12 protein-coding genes and 1 pseudogene are annotated in these 17514 nt (G+C 63.0%); 2 read left to right on the top strand and 11 right to left on the bottom strand.

Annotated elements, in window-relative coordinates:
- Nucleotides 1–31: 31 nt before the first annotated feature.
- Entirely contained in the window at nucleotides 32–1432 is a 1401-nt protein-coding gene (locus AC3WP4_RS07745; RefSeq protein WP_102614547.1) for an aminoacyl-tRNA deacylase and HDOD domain-containing protein, read from the top strand.
- Nucleotides 1433–1699: 267 nt separating this feature from the next.
- On the opposite strand, the gene AC3WP4_RS07740 is transcribed toward AC3WP4_RS07745, so the two are convergent.
- Both AC3WP4_RS07740 and AC3WP4_RS07735 read right to left on the bottom strand, forming a co-directional pair.
- Nucleotides 1700–2089, bottom strand: a complete 390-nt coding sequence (locus tag AC3WP4_RS07740) for a helicase (RefSeq protein ID WP_074871989.1) — start codon at nucleotides 2087–2089, stop codon at nucleotides 1700–1702.
- A 291-nt stretch (nucleotides 2090–2380) separates the two neighbouring features.
- Nucleotides 2381–2620: pseudogene (locus AC3WP4_RS07735) on the bottom strand (hypothetical protein); the annotation flags it as partial.
- A gap of 475 nt (nucleotides 2621–3095) precedes the next feature.
- Here AC3WP4_RS07735 and AC3WP4_RS07730 point away from each other — a divergent pair.
- On the top strand, nucleotides 3096–3491 hold the full coding sequence (locus tag AC3WP4_RS07730; RefSeq protein WP_074872023.1) for a DUF6124 family protein: 396 nt from the start codon (nucleotides 3096–3098) through the stop codon (nucleotides 3489–3491).
- Nucleotides 3492–3629: 138 nt separating this feature from the next.
- Here the strand turns inward: AC3WP4_RS07730 and tagQ are convergent, their stop codons facing one another.
- The 9 genes from tagQ to AC3WP4_RS07685 all read right to left on the bottom strand — a co-directional run bounded on the left by tagQ (nucleotide 3630) and on the right by AC3WP4_RS07685 (nucleotide 17512).
- Complete coding sequence (gene tagQ / locus AC3WP4_RS07725; protein WP_074872025.1) at nucleotides 3630–4559, bottom strand: type VI secretion system-associated lipoprotein TagQ; 930 nt, start codon at nucleotides 4557–4559, stop codon at nucleotides 3630–3632.
- Between the two features lie 84 nt (nucleotides 4560–4643).
- Complete coding sequence (locus tag AC3WP4_RS07720) at nucleotides 4644–6341, bottom strand: formylglycine-generating enzyme family protein (RefSeq protein ID WP_256581120.1); 1698 nt, start codon at nucleotides 6339–6341, stop codon at nucleotides 4644–4646.
- Between the two features lie 37 nt (nucleotides 6342–6378).
- The gene (locus AC3WP4_RS07715; protein ID WP_102614545.1) at nucleotides 6379–7572 is read right to left on the bottom strand and encodes an ABC transporter permease; all 1194 of its coding nucleotides are present in this window, start codon (nucleotides 7570–7572) and stop codon (nucleotides 6379–6381) included.
- A complete protein-coding gene (locus tag AC3WP4_RS07710; protein WP_102614544.1) occupies nucleotides 7572–8288 on the bottom strand; it encodes an ABC transporter ATP-binding protein in 717 nt (238 codons plus the stop codon). Before AC3WP4_RS07710 ends, AC3WP4_RS07715 begins: the two co-directional genes overlap by 1 nt.
- A complete protein-coding gene (locus AC3WP4_RS07705; protein WP_102614543.1) occupies nucleotides 8288–11338 on the bottom strand; it encodes a serine/threonine-protein kinase in 3051 nt (1016 codons plus the stop codon). The genes AC3WP4_RS07710 and AC3WP4_RS07705 overlap by 1 nt, the downstream gene beginning before the upstream one ends.
- Entirely contained in the window at nucleotides 11335–12066 is a 732-nt protein-coding gene (locus tag AC3WP4_RS07700) for a PP2C family protein-serine/threonine phosphatase (protein WP_102614542.1), read from the bottom strand. Before AC3WP4_RS07700 ends, AC3WP4_RS07705 begins: the two co-directional genes overlap by 4 nt.
- On the bottom strand, nucleotides 12067–12720 hold the full coding sequence (tagF, locus tag AC3WP4_RS07695; RefSeq protein ID WP_102614541.1) for a type VI secretion system-associated protein TagF: 654 nt from the start codon (nucleotides 12718–12720) through the stop codon (nucleotides 12067–12069). It abuts the gene before it with no gap.
- Nucleotides 12717–16217 carry a type VI secretion system membrane subunit TssM gene (tssM, locus tag AC3WP4_RS07690; protein WP_102614540.1) on the bottom strand — a complete coding sequence of 1167 codons (3501 nt, stop codon included), beginning with the start codon at nucleotides 16215–16217 and terminating at the stop codon, nucleotides 12717–12719. Before tssM ends, tagF begins: the two co-directional genes overlap by 4 nt.
- The gene (locus tag AC3WP4_RS07685) at nucleotides 16214–17512 is read right to left on the bottom strand and encodes a DotU family type VI secretion system protein (protein WP_102614539.1); all 1299 of its coding nucleotides are present in this window, start codon (nucleotides 17510–17512) and stop codon (nucleotides 16214–16216) included. The genes tssM and AC3WP4_RS07685 overlap by 4 nt, the downstream gene beginning before the upstream one ends.
- Nucleotides 17513–17514: the final 2 nt, after the last annotated feature.

Raw genomic sequence — 17514 nt, 5'->3', positions numbered from 1 at the left:
TCCTGCCATTGTTTTACAACGGATACAGACCATGACCGAAGTTGCCCTCGCACCCGCCACCCCGCACGCTCCGTCGGTTATTCGGCTGATGCTGGGCAAATTGGGTATCGCCTACGAAGAAGTCATCGACCATCACGGCCTGAACGCCGCACGCAAAGTGCAGGCTGTTCTGCTCGATGACGCCGTGGGCACCCTCATGGTGCTGTTCCCGCAGAACCAATTGCTGGACCTCAACAGCCTCGCTGAATTGACGGGCCGCCGCCTCACCGCCGTGTCGACCGAACGGCTGGTAAAAATGCTCGGCAAACACAACCTGAGCCTGCTGCCCGGCATGCCGGCGCTTACCAGTACACCGTGCCTGTATGAAGAATGCCTGCTGCGCGAGCCGAAGTTGCTGATCAACTCGGGCGAGCCGGGCGTGTTGCTGGAGATCACCAGCGAAGACTTCAAGACCATGCTCACCAAGGCCAGCGCCGCCAACTTCGGCGAAGCCCTGACCAGCATTCGCCCGAACCTGGACCGCCCTCACGATGACCGCGAGGAAATCACCCAGGCCGTTCAAGCGTTCACCGCGCGACGCATCCAGCAACGCCTGGAAGAGACCATCGAAATTCCGCCGCTGGCCGAGACCGCGCAGAAAATCATCAAACTGCGCGTCGACCCCAACGCCACCATCGACGACATCACCGGCGTCGTCGAAACCGACCCTGCCCTGGCCGCACAAGTTGTGAGCTGGGCAGCCTCGCCGTACTACGCGTCGCCGGGCAAGATTCGTTCAGTAGAAGACGCCATCGTGCGGGTGCTGGGTTTCGACCTGGTGATCAACCTGGCGCTGGGCCTGGCTCTGGGCAAAACCCTGAGCCTGCCAAAAGACCATCCGCAACACACCACGCCGTACTGGCAGCAATCGATCTACACCGCCGCCGTCATCGAAGGCCTGACCCGCGCCATGCCCCGCGCCCAGCGCCCGGAAGCCGGCCTGACCTACCTCGCCGGCCTGCTGCACAACTTTGGCTACTTGCTGCTGGCCCACGTGTTCCCACCGCATTTCTCGCTGATCTGCCGCCACCTGGAGGTCAACCCGCACCTGTGCCACAGCTACGTCGAGCAGCACTTGCTGGGTATCAGCCGTGAACAGATCGGCTCGTGGCTGATGCGCTACTGGGACATGCCCGACGAACTGGCCACCGCGCTGCGCTTCCAGCACGACCCGAGTTACGACGGCGATTACGCCGAGTACCCGAACCTCGTGTGCCTGGCGGTGCGCTTGCTGCGTAGTCGCGGAGTCGGGTCCGGGCCGGATGAAGACATCCCGGATGCGTTACTGGAGCGTTTGGGGCTGACGCGCGACAAGGCCAACGACGTGGTCAGCAAGGTTCTGGAAGCAGAAGTGCTGCTGCGTGAACTGGCTTCGCAATTCAGTCAACCCTGAAAAGCTTCGCGGGCAAGCCTCGCTCCTACGGATCACCAAAACCCTGTAGGAGCGAGGCTTGCCCGCGATGAATCCACCTCGGTCTAACTGACCACCAACCCCTGTGGCGAGGGGACTTGTCCCCGTTCGACTGCGCAGCAGTCGCAAACCCAGCCAACACGGTATGTCAGATACACCCAAGGTCTCAGGCTTCAGGGCCGCTTCGCAGCCCAACGGGGCGGTGCGACGCTTCGCCAAGTCCCCTCGCCACAGGGTTAATCATCAACCTCAAGCCTTGGTTTTAGCCTTCGCCTTCCTCGGCTTCAAATACTTGGTCAACCCCTGGAACCAGATCACCAGCGCCGGGTTGCCCTTGATCTGGATCGACTTGTCCTGAATCCCCGTCATGAACGCCAACTGCTTGTTCTTCGCCTGCATCGTGGCAAAGCCATATGCCGCATCTTTAAAGGCAATCGCAAACGCTGGCTCGGCGTACACGCCGGACTTGCTGGTGATGCGCTGGTCCTTCACAAAGAAATGCCGCGCCACTTTCCCGTCCAGGGTCTGTAGCTGAAACACCAAGTCTTTATCACCCAACTGCTGCTGAAACGCAGGATTAGTCCGACTGGCCTTAGCCATCAACAAACCCAGCATCCACAGAAGAAAACGAAATTTCATGCGCACAGCCTCAGAGAAAAGTGAACGGCCGGCGCAGTGTAGCGGCTTCATGCAAGAACGCCACTATCTGCTTACGTTAGAAGAAGATGAACTACTTTTCCCGCATGATGACCGCCAAGTCACATTTTCCAACCACCGCCCCCCGCATACCTGATCGTTCCCACGCTCCCGCGTGGGAATGCATCCCGTGACGCTCCGCGTCACTTCCCGATACCGTCCCTACACCTGAAGAAACCCAATCCTTGATCCCCCCAAACCTCTCGGACATTTCCTTCAACACGCCACGCGCAGTCAGCCATTACGCCCGCAGTCGCGCAGACGTTGCAGCCAAGGCGAAATGCCGCCCATGGCGGTGCGCGCGAATGTGTCACGCAGTTGCGCGGCAGTGACGGTCCGCTTTGCCACATCGAAAGCCAACGCCGTTCGCAGGGCTGGCCAGCAATGTTTCGGGAGATTCCCGGGGGCGTGCAACTGGCGGTCGAGGTGGCCGTCGCGGGCCTCGGTCGAGGGCAAGCGGCGGAACGGGTGTCGCTATCGGTGTTCGAGGGGGACTATTTGGCATACGTCTTCGTGGCAAAGGCGAGTGGGTCAACATCGACCGCTTACGGAAGAATCCAGAGCCTCAATGAACGTGAAAACTTCCGGTAGCTGACACCGATGACAGTGCTTGTTTAAAACGTTTAAAGGTTACTTCCTGCAAGCTACAACACCTTGCGTCATTGCCTACGGCTACGCCAGAATCCGCCGGCTTGTGCGCCTTGGGGACGGTCGGTAACTTGGTTCCTGTCACTGCCTATCAGTGATCGGGTTTAGTAGCCCGTCGATGTCAAGACGCACAACGTCTCTATCAAGCAGGCAGCCCATGCCCGCACTTGATGGCGGTTGTGTGCAGGGCGCTTCGGCGCGCCGATTTCTTGGCTCATCGGTCTACTAACCTGTGCACAGCTGCCACCCTAACGTTTAGTAGCGAACGGGTTGCAGCCTCACTCATCTGAGGATTGAGCCAATGTTCAAGGTCACACCAAATCCGCCGGAAACCGATCCGGCATCGCCCTACGAATCACTCGATTCGAACAAGCTCCACGAAGCCGCCGAGCGCGCCCTCGACCATCACTTCCCACCCACTGAAAAGAAACCATCAAAACGCAACGGCCAGCTCTTCAGCGTCAGCCCGGGCATCAACCCTGAAACCCTTCTCGCCAATGCCTCGGAAGATTTGCTGTCCATCAGCGCCATCGCCGCCAACCTCGCCGACGATGTGGACGGCTCACGCCGATCCGTAGCCCTGGCACTCAGCCGCATGGCCGATGGGGTGCATTTGTTGGTGGAGCGAATGCTGGATCATCTGGATGAGCCGGAAATGGCGGCCATACTCGCCAAGCAGCAAAGCCGAACCTGCTGACTCGCCAAGCAGTAAAAAACCCCGATGAGTGTGTCCCACCCATCGGGGTTTTTCTCGGCACGGCGCCAAGGGGTAGCCCGTACAAAGCACCCCCATGCGTAGCGCGTGGGAATGCCTGAAGGCCTACAGAAAACTCAATCAAACATTCGGGCAAGGCACCGGTGCCCAGTCGCCCAGGTCCGGGTTTTTGCACATGCTGTTGACCTGAGTGGTGCCGGCGCTGGCGACCTGCTTGCTTTCAGCCTGTTTGGCTTTTGCGGTCTGCAGGGTTTTCTCGGTGGTGACCGCTTCTTTCGGCACGGCTGGCAGCACCGGTTTTTTCGCCGGTTTCACCGCTTTTTTGCTCTTGGTCGGTGCCACGACCGGCGTGGTGTCGGCAGTTGCCACGGTGACCACGTCAGTGCGCTGCACGCCTACTTGCTGCAGGTCTTTTTCGTAGGCCTGGGTGTAGTTGTTCAGGTCTTCGCTGGCTTTACCGTTTACCGCGACGATCAGGTCGTTGGACTCCTTGAGGCCCGCGACGATTTCTACCAGACGCTTGCGGCCTTCGGTGTCGCTGACGGTCTTGGCCTTGCGGTCGGCAACCAGTTTGGTAAATGCGTTCTGGTAGCACTGTTGCGAAGTCTTGGCGTACGCCGTGCTGCGATCGATGTCGGCAGCGCTTTTGTTGACGTCGGTGGCGTAGGAGGCGATGCGCTGGTTGTCATCCGTGATCTGCTTCTGGCGCTCGGTGTAGTAACCGGCCGCGCCACCCGCCACGGCACCGCCCGCTGCACCGATGGCGGCGTTGCGGCCACGGTTCTCGGAATCGACCAGGGCGCCCAGCAGGGCACCGCCGACAGCGCCGACAGCCGCGCCGGTGACGACCGACTTGGTCATGTTCGAATCGGTGGCACGCAGGTGCTGCACCGGCTCGTAGCAGTTCGGGTAGTACTCGACCTTGGTGCTCGAAGCGACCTTGGAGGTCGGCGACGTGGCGCAACCGGTCAGTACGGTGCTGAAGCCAACGGCCATCAGCAGCAGATGACGCTTGGAAAGCGAAGCAATTGTTTTACGGGAGGAAAGCATGGTTGTGTTCTCTTTTAAGTTTGACTAGCTCAGCACGGCCCACCGCCGCCTGAGTCCCTTCCAAGCTCGCTATACAACGAACGATCAAGACCGCTGAGCGTTCGATGCGAGCAGTTCCTTCAATATCGCCGCCGGGTCGGCTCGTCGTTGCTGACGATAGTCACCGACATGGCGAACGAATAACGTTGCGCGCGTGACCAGGCTTTTGCCCAGTACCGGCTTGCGCTCCAACTCTTCCTTGATGCGTTGAAACTGCGCCTGGATCACGGCATCGGTGTAGCGCGTGCCGGTTGCCAGGTTGTCGATGTAGATCGCTACCGCGCCGTCCAGCGCGCTGCGGCCATTGTCGATGGCAGTAGCGAACAGCTTGGCGCTGGCCTCGTCCTTGGCGTCCAAGGCCTGTTGGCGACTCTTCTGTAAATTGGTCAGGCGAATGTTGTAGTTGTTGACGGTTTCGGCCACCAGGGCCGCCGACTGGATCAGGTTGCCGGCCGCTTCCTCGCGCTGCTGGGCGATGAGCGAGACGTTGCGCTTGAGCTCTTCGTTGACCAGCCCGAGTTCGGCTTGCAGGCGTGGGTCGACGCTGGCGGCAATGATGCTGTCCAGGCGTTTGGTCGGGTCCTGGGCGTCGTCGATGGCATCGGTCAGCGAAGCCAGCCGGCCTTCTTTCTGCCATTGGGCAAACAGTTCCTTGTAGCGCGAACGTGGTGCCGACAACGCGCCAATCGCCACCCGGAACCCGGTGGTTTCGTTGTTTTGCTCGGTGCCGTCGGCGGCGAACAGCGGGTACTCACGGCGCATCCCGGTGAACAAGGTGCCCTCGCCTTCCAGGTAGTTGCCGCCCTTGACCACGAAGCCGCCATAGGTGCCCTGGCGGCGTCCGGCGTGCACGAGCTGGAAGGATTCCTGGACCATCTCGGCGGCGTTGCCGATCACGTCGAACAGGCCGATGGGGTTGGGCAGCTTGGTACCGATCGGCATCAGGCGCGCAGCCTGGCCGGTGCCGCCAGCGACCTGGTTGAAGACTGCCCAGTCCGCCAGCGGGCCGTCGCTTTCGCTGCCTTCCAGACGCCGGGGAAACAGCCGCCCTTCCAAATCCTGACGGCTGATGGCCTGCCCGCCACGGGCAGCAAATTCCCATTCGACCTCGGTCGGCAAGCGCACAAAACCCAGCCCGCCCTCCTCCGCCGAGGTACCACGACCGCTCACTGGCAGCAGCTCCTTGTGGTATTTCATCAGCCAGGCGCTGTACACCGCCGAGAAGCGTTCGGCCTCGAAGCGCGACAATTTCACCTTGGGCAAACGCCCGGCCATGCCTTGCGGCGCCTCGGCTTGCAAGGCCTCGCAGGCCGGCGCCGGCTCGCCGCTGGCCAGCGATTGCGCCTGGGCCATGACCTGGGCGTATTGGCGGGCGGTGACTTCGTATTTGCCGATGAAATAAAGCATCGGTTTGAGTGGAGTCTTGGCGTCCGTCTTGGGCATCAACGGCGTAATGGTCTTGCCCCAATCCTTGGGCAGATCCTTGAGGGTGAACTGGCCGTTGATAAAGTCCCGACGGTAACCGGAGATGAACGACTGTTGATAACCGGCCTCGCCCTCGCTGAAGGGATAGCCGAGGCTGATCTCGCGGTCGTCCAGCGTGCCTTGCGCCAGGATGTAGACGTAGCGGAACACCATCTGCCCTTCGCACGGCAGCGGCAGGCTGACGTCGTCGGCCAGCGGCTTGGGGTTGTCCAGTTTGTCGGTGCTTTCATCGGCACCCACCAGACTAGCCATGCCCATGCTGGCCAGGCTCAGCGCCACGGCGGCGCCCAGTAACTTATACATCTCGAATTCCTTCACATGCCTGGATACGCGCCACTCGCCAGCCACCACAGGCCGCTGCCACGGCGCTGACGCCGAGCACGGCCACCAGGGCCAACGCGTAGTGACGCGCCAGCAGATGGCTGGCGTACTCGCCTGGCATCTGCACAAATAAATGGTTCAGGCCCGATTGCGCCAGGCCATACAGCCCGGCGCTCAACAGGGCGGCAAGGCCGGCGCTGTACAGCGCCTGCAACACCACAAACAAAAGCAACGCCGCCGTGGAAAACCCCAGCAGGCGCAACACCGACAACTCCCGGCGCTTGCGCTCGACCGCCGCCAACGCGCCGGCAAAAATCGCTGCGAACGCTCCCGCCAAGGCCAAGCCGGCGATGATCCAGAACACGATCGACAGGTTGCGGCTCAGCGATTGCACTTGGGCGATGGTCTGGGCCTGGGTCGAGATCAGCAGGTTCTGCGCAGCGAAGTACTGACGCAGCGGCTCGACATCCTTGAGGCTGCGGGCATACAGGCGAAACGCCGGATACACCCGCTGCTCTGTCACGCCCACCGCATCACCTGACCAACCGAGCGCAGGCACGGCGCGACCGTCCCGGTAATCTTCAGCCGCTTCGAGCAAGGCCAACGGTGCGAACACCCCGTCCCGGGCGAAGGCTTCCAGCGGCAGTACGCGCAACACCTGAACGCGTGTGCGCTGCGCCTCGCCACGACCGGCCACTTGCCGACCGACGCTGGCCTGCAGCCAATCACCGGCCTTGGCCCCGAGCTTTTCGGCGGCGGTCTGGCTGAGCAGCACCTGATCCAGCCCTTGGGGCACCGGCAGATTGCCGAGCAAGGGATCGTTGGCGGCGGTGGGGATCATTTCGACGGTTACCGTCGCAGCACCAGCGCTCAGATCCGCCGTCGCGGCAATCTGCCGGGTGCGCGGCAAGGCGAAAGCCACGTCGCCGCGCTGGTTCAATTGTTCGATAAACGCAGCACTGAACCGGCCGCCACCCAAGGGGATGACTTCCCGAGTGGCCGGGTCGTTTTCCAGGCGCTCGGTCAAGCTGCTGACCAGGCCGAATTTCAAGCCGAACAGCACCAGCAACGGCGCGACCACTGCCACCAGCGCCAGAACCGAACAGGCCGACAGCCACGCATCGTTGCGGTAATCCTGCCAGGCCAGGGAAGCCACCAGCGCGCGCATCAGCAGGCCTCCCCGAGGGTGGCGGTGACACCGCCATCGACGTCGCGACGACAACTGATGCGCCGCACCTGCAAACCGCTGGCGCGGGCCAGCGACTCATCGTGGGTGGCGACGACGCAGCACACGCCGTGTTCGCGGGCCTGGGTCACCAGCAACTGCATCACCCGCTCGGCGTTCAGCGGATCGAGGGCGGCGGTCGGCTCATCGGCCAGCAGCAGACGCGGCCCGTGGGCCAGGGCGCGGGCGCAGCTGACCCGTTGCCGTTGGCCGACGGACAAGTCGCCAGGTTTTTTGCCCAGTTGCTCGACGATATCCAACGCCCCGGCCAGGCGATCCACGCTGCCGTCGTCTTTCAAACCGAGCAGTTTGCGCGACAGGTCGATGTTGCCGCGCACGTCCAGAAAATCCAGCAGGCCACCGGTTTGCAGCACGTAGCCCAAGTGCCGGCGACGCAGGTCCGCCAAGGCACTTTGAGCCTCTGCACGCCACAGCCCGGCGATGTCCGTTCTGGTTTGGTCGGGCGCAAAATCAAACTGCCCGGCCTGATCCGGAGCCAGCACCAGCGCCAGCAAATCCAGCAATGTGCTTTTGCCACAGCCACTGGGACCGACCACCGCCAGTTGTTCACCTGCACGCAGTTGCAGCCGTGGAATCACCAGGCTGTAGCGTTGGCTGCCGGCGCCCCGGTTTTTGTGCACGGCACTCATGTTCAACATCACGGCAGCGTCGACAACGGAACGCGGTACAAGGCATCACCCGGTTCGGCATCGCCGAAACGCACCCAGTTGGCCAAGTCGTTGTGGAAGGTTTCGTAGAGGCGGATTTTCGAATCCAGCTCGTCGATAAAGTCTTCCTGCTCGGCCACGCTCAACGAAAGCCACAAGTCCTGGGTCATGCTCAACGACTTGCTGCGATAGGGCAGCCCTTCCAGGTACTCACCCAGAACCCCGCCATTGGCCAGGTTGCCACCCTTGCGCAAAGCCGAAGGATCGCGGCTCATGTAGGCGCTGGCGCTGGCGATTTCCTGGAAGAAATTCTTCGGCGAGCTCTGGGTCTTGCGGGCGGCATCGACGATCAGTTTCAGCGATTGCTGCAAGTCGTTGAGCTGCAATTTGGTCAGCATCACGCACACCTGGAACGCCGGCAGTGCCGGGTTGGTCAGGTCGCGGTCGGCGGTCCAGGCGCTGACCAGTTGCGGCGCCTGGCTGGCGGCTTTGCGCCCCAGGAAGTCCATGTGCATCGCGTAGCCGACGGCCGCCGATTTGTCGCTCAGACTCGGCGCGGCGCTCAGCAGCGGCACGGTTTGCGGCTTGTCGCTGCGCACCTGATGCACCAGGTCGGCAAACACCGAACCGATCTCGTCCACCCGCTGCCCGAACTTGCGCACATCAGCGCCCGGCACCGGAATGTACAAGTCGCCGATCTGCGGATTGGCGTCGGCGGTCAGGGTGCGGTACTGGCTTTGCGCACCACCGTGGGTTTTCTTGCCGGCATCGCTGAGCAGGTGCAAGGCGTAGATCTTGATCTGCTTGCCCAGCGCGGCTTGGCGCACTTCGGCTTCGTTCATTTGCGTTGCGGCATAGGGGTCGTTCTTGCGCAAGGCACCGGCATCGGTGACCAACAGGATCAAGCGCCCGCCATAGCCGGACCAGTCCATGCCCTCGACCGCTTCCATCACACCGGCAAACGCATCTTCGTTGAACGAATGGCTGGACACCGTAGACGCCTTGACCTGCCGCGCCAGGTCCATGAAGCGCTGCGGGTCGCGGCCCTGTTCCAGGGTGATCAGGGTTTTGGCGACGTATTCCAGGCCCGGGGTTTTCTGGGTGCTGCTGCGAAAACCCACCAGGCCGAAGCTGACGCTGCCCAACTCGCCACGCTCGGCAATGCGGGTTTGCAGTTCGTGCACGACATCGCGTACCTGATCGATGTAGGGCTGCATGGACACGGTGGTGTCCACGACCAACACCACGGCGGTGCGGAACGCGTCGGCGTTAGCGGTCGTGATCGGCGTGTTGTTGGCGGCAGCCTTCGGTGCATTACCGGGATCGATGGACGCCACGTTCAGCAACTGCACCGGCTGGCCGCTTTCATCGAAGCTCTCGCGCGAATCGAAGATCGGCAACAGGTAAAACTGGTTCTGCGGCACCGCGCTGGCCGCCGGTTCCAGGGCCAGCACCCGTTGATTGTCCTCATGGTTCTGCTGGGTCTTGAGCAGCAGGTTTTTCGCCGCCGACGGATCGGCCAGCAGCTTCTCTACATCGCCAGGCTGACGCAGGAACATCACCGGCGCACGGCCGGAGCGTTCGGTGAACTTGAGCACCAGACTCTGCTTCCAGTCGCTGACTTGCGCGGCCGGCAACCAGCCGTCACTGCGCCCGTCGGTGGCGGCGCCGACCCGCAGCCACGGGCTGCCATCAACCTCTTTGCGCTGATAGACGTAAAGCACGGAAAACGCCGGCAACGCCTTGCCTGGCGCGGCCCCCGCTTCGCTGGCGAGCTTCGCCCCCGGCTTGCTGAGTACCCGCTGGAACAAGGTTTTTTTGCCGGCCATCAGCAGCGGACGTTGACCGCCATCGACCTCCGCCGCCACAGGGGGCTTTACGGGGGGCGCAACGGTCGGCGGCGCACTGGCCGGCGGTGCTGAAACCACCGGCACCTTGGCGTCGGTCTCGACGTCACCGGACAGCCACCAATAACCCGCGCCGCCCAAGGCCAGCGCCACGGCCACCGCGACCGCAGCGAGTGCGAACACGGGGCCCTTTCGCTGCTCCGAGATCGAGGTCTGCGGCGTCGGCTTGACGGTCGGCGGAACTGGCGTGGTTCGGGATTGAGGCTGCGCGGGGCCGCTCGGTATGTCGATGGACACCGGCGTCAATCCCGCCAGGTCATCGCCAGTCGGTTTCAGCGACAGCGGAATCGCCAATGGCTGGATCAAGGTCGCTTCAGCTTCAACCGATGCCTTGGGCAGAGTATCCAGCGCCTGCAACAGCGCTGCCGCGTCCGCAAACCGCTCCGCCGGGTCCTTGGCCAACAGCTTTCGCAGCACGTCCTGATAACGACCGTGGTGCTCCGGCAGTTCCGGCAACGGTTCGGTCAAATGCGCCAGGGCCGTGGAGAGCGCGTCGTTGCCGCTGTACGGCAGCTTGCCGACGAGGATTTCATAAAGCACCACGCCCAGCGCATACAGGTCGGCCCGGCCGTCAATGTCCTGGCCGCGCGCCTGTTCCGGGCTCATGTAGCTGGGCGTGCCGACGGCGAAACCGGCCTGAGTGAATTGGGTGCGGTCGTCCAGGGACTTGGCGATGCCGAAGTCCGAGAGCACCGCCGTGCCATCGGCACGGAACAGAATGTTCGCCGGTTTGACGTCGCGATGAACCAGTCCCAGCCCATGGGCATAACCCAGGGCCGAGGCGATCTGGCGGATGTAGATCAGGCCCTGCTCCGGCGTCAGGCCGGCAGCGATGCGCTCCTTGAGCGTGCCGTTGGGCAGGTATTCCATGGCCATGTAATACAGCTCACCGACATTGCCGATGTCATGGATAGTGACCGTATGCGGGTGAGACAGGCGCGCCAGGGTTTTGCCTTCGCGCAGGAAGCGCTCGCAGAAGCTCGGGTCGGCCGCCAGCGCGGCGGCCATGATCTTCAATGCCACCTTGCGCTCCAGCGAGCGCTGGGTCGCCAGGTAAACGCTGGCCATGGCGCCTTCGCCGATCTCGTCGCCGATGTCGTAGCCGGGGATCAGAATGTTCGCGGTGGGGATCATGAAGGCACCTTCACGACGATGACGGTGATGTTGTCCGGAGCGCCGCGCATCAGGCCCAGGGACACCAGGCTGCTGGCGATTTCCCCGGGCTCGTCGTGGCTCAGCACCTCGGTGATTTCATGGTCTTCGACGGTCTTGTTCAGGCCGTCGCTGCACAACAGGTAACTGTCGCCGGGCATCAACAGCAGCTCGACCATCGTCAGCTCCAGTTGCGCCTCGACCCCGATGGCGCGGGTGACAATATTGGCCCGTGGATGCACCCGGGCTTCGGCTTCGCTGAGCAGGCCGCTGTCCTGCAAATCCTGAACGTAACTGTGGTCCCGCGAGATGCCTTCAAGCAGGCCGTCACGCAGGCGATACAAGCGGCTGTCACCCGCCCACAGGCATACCCCGCGCAAGTCGCGCGTGGCCAGCACCACCACCGTGCTGCCCATCATGATCACGCCACGATGGGCGGTTTCTTCGCGCACGGCGGCGTTGACTCGCTGCAGGTCGGTTTGCAGCGCCGCGACGTATTCATCCAGCGAACGACCCACGCCAATACGGCGCAGGCTGTCGACGATCAGGCTGCTGACGTAATCGCCCGCCGCGTGCCCGCCCATGCCATCGGCGACCACCCACAGGCCGTTTTCCGGCAGGTCCAGATAAGCATCTTCATTAACCTGGCGGACCATACCGACGTGGCTCTTGCTTGCAGACTTGAACGTCTTTCCAACGCTTGGACGCATCTACGCAACACCTTCTTGGCCGAGCAAAAATTGCGCAAAATCGGCGGCGACAGGCAGGCCCTGACACCGTAATAAAGCGGGGGCGATACGCTCCGAACCCTGGCCCCACCACAGGCTTGTGCCTTCGCAGGCCTGTTCGGCAAGTGCGCTCATGCGCGCCTTCGAATCGGTGGCATCGAAGCGATGCAGGCCGGCAAAACGGCTGCTTGGAATGCGCGGCAGGCACGCCGGGCTACCCAGTGCTTCCAATTCCGCGCCGAAGGCTTCGAAGCTCGCCTCCACGCTCAACGTGCTCAACAGCAATTGCTCAACCTGTTCAAACCAGATATCCGAACCGCCCACCACCGATGCCGGGTCAGCGTCGTGATCCAGCAGCACCGCGACGGTCAGCGGAAAATACCGGCCAACCCGATCGATGCTCGGCATCACCACCCCAACGGCGGCCTGCGGCCCACATACACCGGGCCCGACCATAAAGCGCCACAGCGGGCTGACCAGATAGGCATCCAGCCAACGGTCGCCGAGGCTGGTCTGGCTGGCGAGCAGGCCCGCCGCCAGCCACGAATCCCAGGGGCCGATAAAACTCTGCGGCAAGCCTCGGCTGACAAAGTCCCCGCGACTAGCCAACTTTCCATAGAAGCCCGGCGTGTTCATAACCGCTCCGGCAAGCTGAAACCGCTGAGCACACGGCTCTTGAACGGGTTGAAGGCGCTGTTGGCGCGCAGTTCATAAGAGGCGCTGGCACCGTCGACCCGCAGTCGCAGGTTGAAGCGATCCGGCGAATTGCCGGCCGTCAGGTCCGATTGCTCCAGCAGGCGAAACCACGCCCATGGCCCGTCCAGGGTGATGCCGGAACGACCGTTGGCCGAAGGCGGCATGATCGAGATCCGCACCACTCCGATGCTGCCGGGGTTGGGCCATTGCATGGAGGTCGGGCGGCTCGGACCGTGGTCGTAGCTCAATTGCTGGCCATCGAGGTCGAGCAAAAACTGGGTGACAGTGGCGTCCATCGTCACTGGCTTGAGTTCGAAGCGCACCATCGGCTGGGTGCCGCCGGAACGGAAAAATGCATCCCGGATGGTCGCTGCCCGCTGGAAGGTTTGCAGCACGCCAGGGGCAATACCGAGCTTCTGCGCGGCGCCCGGTTGCCAGCGCCAGGCCTGGGTCGAGGTATCCACATACGGTTGCAGGTATTTGCGGAAGTAGTTGTCCATCACCCCGCCCACACCGAAGAACTGGCCGAAGTCGTCCAGGGTCGCGTCCCGCGCACTGCCCGGCGACATCGGATAACGCCCGGCAAGGGACTGGCGATAGATGTTCACCACTTCGCTGGTCCAGGCCGCATTCAATTGATTGCGTACCCCGCCCATCATGCTGTTGGTGGTGGAGTTGACCACCGATTTGACCAGCCCCTGCACCAGCGGCGGCTGACGTTCGGCATTGAGGTTGACCCGTGTCGCAGCGGCTACGGCCTGGTTCTTGGCTTCGCCGAGCAAGGCATCGCCGCTGGCGCCGACCATGGCGCTGACCTGCACGTACAGGGCGTTCATGTCGGCCAGCAGGCCGTCGATGGCCGCCGGCTCGCCTTCGCTTTTGCTGACGATGCGGTTGAGCTCGGCAAAATGCGCGGTGATTGGATCTTCGCTCGCCGCAGTTGTGTTTTGCCTCGCCTGCTCCTGGCCGAGCAAGCTGCCCAAGCGCTCCTTGAGCTTGTCGACCCCGCCCTCCACCGGCGCACCCTTGGCGGCCAGCAGGCGTTCTTCCTGTTGCAGATCGGTTTCCTTCGCCACCGCCACCAGCAGTTTTTTCAATGGCGAGGTCGGGCCGGAAATCACCCGCAACACATCGGCGGCCTGGGCCACGCTGGTGATCGGCACAAAGTCGATATCCGCCAGCAAGGCGTCCCACTGACGCTGGTAATCCTGGAAATACAGGCGTCGCACGTCGGCGGCCAGGCTGGCGACGTTCTGCTGTTCTGCCTGGTCGCGACCGAGCACCCACTGCTCCTCGGCCAGGGTGCCGGTCTGGTTCAGGCTGGTGAGCAAAAACCCTTGGCGGTAACCCTTGGCCGTGAAGAAGCCGCTCAAGGGTTCGCCCAGCGGCTTGCCGCTCTTGCGGCTGAACACCAGCGCGGCATCGCGCCCGGCCGCTTCGTTGATACGAAAATCCGGAATGCCGTCCGGCAGTTTCTGCCGCTTGACCCGGTCATAGACACGCTGGGCCACCGGCAGTTGTTGCAACTGTCGGCGCAGGTCATCGATCAGGCGCGGGTCCAGACGTGCGGTGGGCGGATGGCGCTCGAACAGCGCCCGCAAGTGCTCTGCCAGGGCCAGACGCTGATCGGCCGGCAAGTCGCGCGGCAGGCTGCGGTCCCAGTCGAGGGCGATCCACGCCTTGATGAAGTCGGCATCGTAATGCTCGCTGTCGGCGAGCATCAGGTAGGCCTTCAAGCCTTCGTAAAGGAAGTCCGAATTGCCGCCGCCGTGCAGTTGCTCTTCGATGCGCGTGAGCAAGCGTGGCGCGAAGACCGCGATCAACAGCTTGCGATAGACGCTGCCGGACTCGGCTTCAAGCATGTCGCCCTGATACAGGCCCAGGCCTTCGGCCCAGTTCGGTGCGTCGCCGGCCAGATGCTTCACCGCGTTGAGCAACGGCAATACCGCAAGCACGTCCCGCTGGGCCGGGCTGAGGTTTTGCACGGCCTGGCCCAGGGGTGCGACTTTCTGATCGACTTGCGCGATATACGCCTGGTTGGCGCGATAGCTGACCCACCACAAGGTCCCGACCACCAGCACCAAGGCCACGGTCGAGGCCAGCACACCCCGGGCGATCCACTTGCGCCGACGTTCGACTTTCGGGTTGACCCCCACCAGCCCACGCTCGGCGAAGGCCACGGCGCTGAAGAGTTTTTCGATGAAGTAACTGCGTCCGGTGCCGTTCTGGCGCGCCAGGTGCTGGCGGTCCAGGTTCATGCTCTGGGCCATGGAACCGATCAGGCGGTCAATCGGGCTGCCTTCCTGGGTACCGCTGGTGAAATACACCCCGCGCAACAGCACTCGTTCTTCAAAGGCGTTGGGTTTGAATACGCCCTCAAGGAAGCTTTGCAGGCAATCCTTCAACGCGCCGAACTGCTGCGGGAAGCCGTAGATCAGATCGCGCCGCGCCGGGTCGCGTTCCTGTTGCAAACGTTCCACCAAACGATCGTTGAGGCGCTGCTCCAGGCCGGCGAATTCGCTTTGCAGATGGGCCAGCGGGCTGTCATTGCTTTTACCGTCGTCCAGGGCAAAGGTCGTGCCCCAGACCTGAGTCCGCTCTTCCTTGCTCAGGGTATCGAAATACTCCATGAACCCCGGCACCAGATCGAGTTTGGTCAGCATCAGGTAGATCGGAAAACGCACACCCAGTTGCGTGTACAGCTCCTGGATTCGCAGGCGGATCGCGGCGGCATGGGCGGCGCGCTCGGCGTCGCTGCCCAGCAGCAGGTCGGAAAGGCTGATGGCGATGAACGCGCCGTCAATCGGGCGTCGGGGCCGCTGTTTTTTCAACAGGCCGAGAAAGCCCAGCCATGCGGCTTTATCCACCGTCGCATCGCTGTCCTGGGTGGTGTAGCGCCCGGCCGTGTCGAGCAGCACGGCCTGATCGGTGAACCACCAATCGCAATTGCGCGTGCCACCGACGCCGCGTACCGCCCCGGCGCCCAACTGCGCCGCCAACGGAAAATGCAGCCCGGAGTTGACCAGCGCCGTGGTCTTGCCCGAACCCGGCGGGCCGATGATCACGTACCACGGCAGTTCGTAGAGATTGCGTCGCTCGTCACCGCCCAGCTTGGCTTTCTTCAACAGCGTCAAGGCTTCGTCCATGCGCTGGCGCAGGGTTTCAAGCTCTTCGGCCGTGGCGATGCTGGTCGGGTCCGGCGGGGTTTGCGCCGCCAGGCTGCGCATCACTTCGGCGGCCTGACGGCGGGCCTGGATGATGCGAAACACCCGGTAGGCAATCCACACCGCGAACACCAGAATGATCAGCGCCCAGCGCCGACCTTCAGGCACCAGCCATTCGAGCAGCGGCCCGATAAACCAGATGATCAGGCTCAGGGCGATCAGCCCCAGCAGCGGGATGACCCAGCGGATGATAAAACTGAAAAACGCCTTCACTCGACCCCCTCCGCCAACACTGTGATTTCGACCCGACGATTGCGTGCGCGGCCCTCTGCTGTAGCGTTCGAGGCCAGTGGCTCGGTGTCGCTACGGCCTTCGGCGCTGAAGCGCTCAGGCTGGCCGGTCTTGGCCGAGAGGATTTGCAGCACCGAGGTGGCCCGAGCCTCGGACAAGGCCCAGTTCGATGGAAACCGCAGGGTGGCAATCCGGCGATTGTCACTGTGACCGGTCACCCGGACCTGACCCTTGACCTTGCGAATGGCATCGGCGATGCGCAGCATCAGCGGCTGGAAATTGTCGACGACGCTGGCGCTGCCCGAGGCGAACAGCTCATCGCCACGGATGGTCACCACTGAACGGTCAACGGCATCTTCCACGGCTACCCGACCGGCCTTGATTTCATCGGCCAGGAAACCTGCCAGACGCGGACGCTCGATCAGTTTCGGTTGCGCCACCGGACGGTCGATGGCCTGCACCGGGATCTCGCCGAGGGCATGGATGTTCTTGAACACCGGCTCAGCATCCGCAGCCAGTTTCAAACGCAGACCGAACAGCAGTGCCAGCAGCAGCGCCACGCCGATGACCACAGCGATCCATGGCGGCATGAATTGCGCCAGCCGGTCGCGGGCCACGGTGACGCCGCGCCAATGGGGCGAGAGTTCACGCTCGTATTCGCCACGGGCGCTGCGGATGACTGCGCTGGTGCGCTCACGCAAGGCTTCCAGTTGGCTGCGACCGTCGATCATGACCCGATAGCGCCCTTCGAAACCCAGGCACATGCACAGGTACAAAAGCTCCAGCAGATACAAACGTTCGCGGGGGCTTTGCAGGCAATGTTCCAACAGCTGGAACACCTTCTCGCCGCCCCAGGCTTCGTTGTGCACGGTGATCAGCAGGCTCTGTTTGCCCCAGTCGCTGGTGCCGCCCCACGGCGTACTCAACACCGCTTCATCGAGGGCGGTGCACAAGGCGTAACGGGCCAGCAACACATCGTTGCGCACCACGCCGGCGGCCTCGGCGCGCTCCTCGAACTGGCGCAGGTAGGCCAACAATTGCGCTCGCAGGCTCGCTGGCGCCGGGTGGGCAATCGTATTGCGCAAGCGGGTCAGCAAAGCCAGCAGCGGGCCAGCGGCGCTTTCCAAGGGGTTGAGACCTTCGGCTTTGCCGGTCAAAAGCGGCGCGGCCGGCATCGAAAGCGGCGCGGGCTGGGCACGGCCAGCCTGCGGGCGGACCGGGTCGGCGCCACGACCACCGGGGGTCGGCATGAACTGGGTACGATCGTCGTTGCTCATCG

The organism is Pseudomonas sp. FW305-20 (assembly GCF_058788075.1).
The sequence above is the reverse complement of the archived record's forward strand: the minus strand, read 5'-3'. Positions and strand labels throughout refer to the sequence as shown.

Excerpts from the sequence above, each read along its gene's own strand:
- AC3WP4_RS07700 (WP_102614542.1), bottom strand. The coding sequence starts at position 12,066 with ATGCGTCCAAGCGTTGGAAAGACGTTCAAGTCTGCAAGCAAGAGCCAC.
- AC3WP4_RS07720 (WP_256581120.1), bottom strand. The coding sequence starts at position 6,341 with ATGGGCATGGCTAGTCTGGTGGGTGCCGATGAAAGCACCGACAAACTG.
- AC3WP4_RS07745 (WP_102614547.1), top strand. The coding sequence starts at position 32 with ATGACCGAAGTTGCCCTCGCACCCGCCACCCCGCACGCTCCGTCGGTT.
- AC3WP4_RS07740 (WP_074871989.1), bottom strand. The coding sequence starts at position 2,089 with ATGAAATTTCGTTTTCTTCTGTGGATGCTGGGTTTGTTGATGGCTAAG.
- AC3WP4_RS07685 (WP_102614539.1), bottom strand. The coding sequence starts at position 17,512 with ATGAGCAACGACGATCGTACCCAGTTCATGCCGACCCCCGGTGGTCGT.
- tagF (WP_102614541.1), bottom strand. The coding sequence starts at position 12,720 with ATGAACACGCCGGGCTTCTATGGAAAGTTGGCTAGTCGCGGGGACTTT.
- AC3WP4_RS07715 (WP_102614545.1), bottom strand. The coding sequence starts at position 7,572 with ATGCGCGCGCTGGTGGCTTCCCTGGCCTGGCAGGATTACCGCAACGAT.
- AC3WP4_RS07710 (WP_102614544.1), bottom strand. The coding sequence starts at position 8,288 with ATGTTGAACATGAGTGCCGTGCACAAAAACCGGGGCGCCGGCAGCCAA.
- AC3WP4_RS07705 (WP_102614543.1), bottom strand. The coding sequence starts at position 11,338 with ATGATCCCCACCGCGAACATTCTGATCCCCGGCTACGACATCGGCGAC.
- tagQ (WP_074872025.1), bottom strand. The coding sequence starts at position 4,559 with ATGCTTTCCTCCCGTAAAACAATTGCTTCGCTTTCCAAGCGTCATCTG.
- AC3WP4_RS07730 (WP_074872023.1), top strand. The coding sequence starts at position 3,096 with ATGTTCAAGGTCACACCAAATCCGCCGGAAACCGATCCGGCATCGCCC.